Annotated in this window: 3 protein-coding genes and 1 pseudogene; 2 read left to right on the top strand and 2 right to left on the bottom strand. The window is 62.5% G+C overall.

Annotated features, from left to right (window positions below):
* Positions 1–313: pseudogene (locus tag A2I95_RS29300) on the bottom strand (adenine deaminase); the annotation flags it as partial.
* Between the two features lie 141 nt (positions 314–454).
* On the opposite strand from A2I95_RS29300, the gene A2I95_RS29305 reads away from it, so the two are divergent.
* Positions 455–877: a glyoxalase gene (locus A2I95_RS29305; protein ID WP_291735549.1), complete on the top strand. Its 423-nt coding sequence runs from the start codon at positions 455–457 to the stop codon at positions 875–877.
* An 84-nt stretch (positions 878–961) separates the two neighbouring features.
* Positions 962–2152: a hypothetical protein gene (locus A2I95_RS29310; protein WP_291735550.1), complete on the top strand. Its 1191-nt coding sequence runs from the start codon at positions 962–964 to the stop codon at positions 2150–2152.
* Here the strand turns inward: A2I95_RS29310 and A2I95_RS29315 are convergent.
* Positions 2149–2978: GlxA family transcriptional regulator (locus tag A2I95_RS29315; RefSeq protein WP_291735551.1), on the bottom strand; the 830-nt coding region annotated here is incomplete at its 5' end. The genes A2I95_RS29310 and A2I95_RS29315 overlap by 4 nt on opposite strands.

Consider the following 2978-nt stretch of genomic DNA (forward strand, 5'->3'; position numbering starts at 1 on the left):
CGCGGGCGAACTCCGCCGGGGTCAGCATGCCGGATTCAATATGCATATGGGCATCGCAGAGGCCCGGGATCATGTATCGGCCATTCGCCTCTATGATCTGCGTCTCAGGCCCGGTGCAATAAGAGGCATCAGGCCCGACATAAGCAATGCGGCCGGCCACGATGGCGATATCATGGCCCGGCAGCTGCTCGCGTGTGTGGACATTGACCCAGATCCCCTGCCGGATCACTGTATCCGCCAGCGCGCGGCCGGCTGCGACGTCGATCAATTGCGGGGCGGAGTCGGGCCAGCTCGGAAAAATGTATTCTGACATAATCCAATTGTTCCGATTGCGGGCGGGAAGGCAAGCGGATTGCTGGTTTTGCCATCAAAGCTTCATCCGGGCGGTGGAAAGGTGCCGAAGGCTGACCCATTTGGCGTTGCCGCAGGGTGGCATCCGGGGAAGACTGGGTTCATGGATTATGAAACAACAGATGCGGAAAGCTTCGGCCGCTCCTTGCGCGGGATCGGGATCAATCTGCTGGTGCGGGATGTTCCGGCGGAAGTAGCCTTTCTAGAGACTGTTTTTGATATGAGGTGCCATCAGGTAAGCAAGGATTTTGCTATCGTCACCTATGGCGGTCAGGTGTTCCAGCTTCACAGCGACGGCACCTATGCGGAAAGCCCGTTGCTGAGCCTGTTGCCGGAAAACCCGCCGCGCGGCGCCGGGATTGAGATCCGGCTCTATGACACCGACCCGGATGATGCCGTGGTGAGGGCGGAGGTATCGGGGTTCACCATTCTGCAGGCGTCCACGGACAAACCGCATGGCCTGAGGGAGGCCTATATCCTGTGTGAAAACGGCTACGCCTGGGTTCCGAGCCGGCCCAAGGGGTAAGCGGCGGGAAATCCTCCCCTTTCCCGGCAACGAAGGCCGGTCCATGCTGGGCGGGTTCATTTGAGATGTTGCGAGGGACCGCTGATGCACGCCATTACCGATACAAATGCTCTGGTCGAAGAAGGGGTGCTGACTCCGGATCAGGCCAGCTCCATCGAGGCCCGCTCGCGCGAGGTGATGGTGTCGCTGGCAGTGAACGCAATCCTGTGTTTCGGGATCATCGCCGCCACCGTCGGATTCATCTTCTGGCTGGCTGATCCGCTGGCGGTGGCTGTCACGGGCATCCTGATGCTGGGCGGCGGGCTGGCGGTGCTGGCGCGCGGCGGCGAGATGCTGCGGATGTTCGGCAACTCCGCCACGCTGATTGGGGCGGGGATGTTGCTGGGCGGTGCCGGGATCGAGCTGGTGGCCAAATACGAGGACATCGCCGGATGGGTGATGCTGCCCGGCGGGGCGCTGGTGACTGCGATTTGTGTCTGGCGCTGGCGGCATGGAGCCTGGTCGGCCGGTTTCGTGCTGGGCGCGATTCTGCTGATGGGGCTGGCGATGCATCTGGCGGGCATCGAGCTGCTGCTGCAGCAATATGAAATCGGCTCGCCGCAGCGAAATCTGATGCTGCTTTACTATGCTGCGGTTGTGGCGGCAGCCGGCTGGCAGGTGGATGTGCGCTTTGTCACTGCGCTTGCAATTGCGCCCTTTGCCCAGATGCTAGAGACCGGCACCAGCTACTTTCATGCGGCCTATGTGTTCTATTCGCCGGAATCGACGCTGACGATCCTGCAGATGGTGCTGCTGATCGTGCTGTGCGTTTGGGGCGCCGCCCGGCTGATGGAGCGGGACGCAAGGCATTTGCGTATCCTTGCGATCCTCGGATTTGTGGTGGCCAATCTCTGCGCCTTGGTTGGTTCGCTGTGGGGCGACGTGGTTGGCGAGACCGTTTGGGGGCCGGGCCGCAACAGCGATGGCTACGAGGATTGGGAGGCTTTCTCCGCTGCCCGCGATGTCTTCCGGGACGGCGCGCTGTTCATCTCCGAAGGCGTCTATTCCGTGCTATGGGCGGCGGTGCTGGCAGTGGTGATCTTCTGGGCTGCGCAGCGGCATCAGCGCGGATTGTTCAACTCGGCGCTGACCTTTGCTGCGATCCACGGCTATACGCAGATGTTCGATTCCTTTGCCGATGAGCCGCTGGCCTATGTGATCGGCGGGTTGGCGGCGATTCCGCTGGCTTGGGGGCTGTGGCGGCTGAACTTGTGGATGGCGGCCAAGCAGGCCTAACTGCTGCGCAAGGCGCGGGGCGTGGTTCCGAACTCTGATTTGAAGGCCCGGGTGAGGGCGCTCGGGTCGTCATAGCCACAGCGCAGGGCAATTTCCGAGACACTCAAACCAGTCTCCAACACAAGCTTTCTGGCCTGTATCAGCCGCAACCGCCGGTAAACTGCCTGCGGCGTTGCGCCCAGTTCCGCCTTCATCCTGGCCTCCAGATCCTTCTGACTGCGGCCCGCTTTTCTCGCCACGGCAGCGATCGGCAAGGGCGTTTCCAGATTGGCCTGCATCACCGCAACCGCACGGGCAACCGATTTGCCGCGCACCAGGATCGGGTCCTGGGTTTCGGTCGCTTCGGGCGCCATGAACAGCGCCGCTACTTCCAGCCGCAGCGCGGCACCGTGCTGTTCGCCGATCAGCTCCATCATGGTGTCAAAGGCGGCAAGCGCGCCAGTGCAGGTGATGCGGTTTCCGTCCCATATCTGACGGGCGCGCTCGGCCTGTACGTCTGGAAAGGCCTCGGTGAAGCGGCTCAACTCCTCCCAATGGATGGTGGCGCGCTTGCCGTCCAGAAGACCGGCCTGGGCCAGCAGCCAGGCGCCGGTGTCAAAGCCTGCCAGCACTTTGTAGCGGCGCGACGCTGATTTCAGAGCGCGTGCTGTGGTTGCGGTGGCATGGCGCAGGAAGTCATAGGACGGCATCGAAATCAGCAGATTGCCGCTGCAATCACTCAGGCGCCCATGCGCCCGCACCTCCATCCCCGAAGAAGACACTGCAGGCCCGCCGTCCAGCGTCAGGAACCGCCAGGCATAGGCCTGCCGCCCGGCAAAGGTGTTGG

This window comes from Leisingera sp. F5 (assembly GCF_001593695.1).

Excerpts from the sequence above, each read along its gene's own strand:
- A2I95_RS29305 (WP_291735549.1), top strand. The coding sequence starts at position 455 with ATGGATTATGAAACAACAGATGCGGAAAGCTTCGGCCGCTCCTTGCGC.
- A2I95_RS29310 (WP_291735550.1), top strand. The coding sequence starts at position 962 with ATGCACGCCATTACCGATACAAATGCTCTGGTCGAAGAAGGGGTGCTG.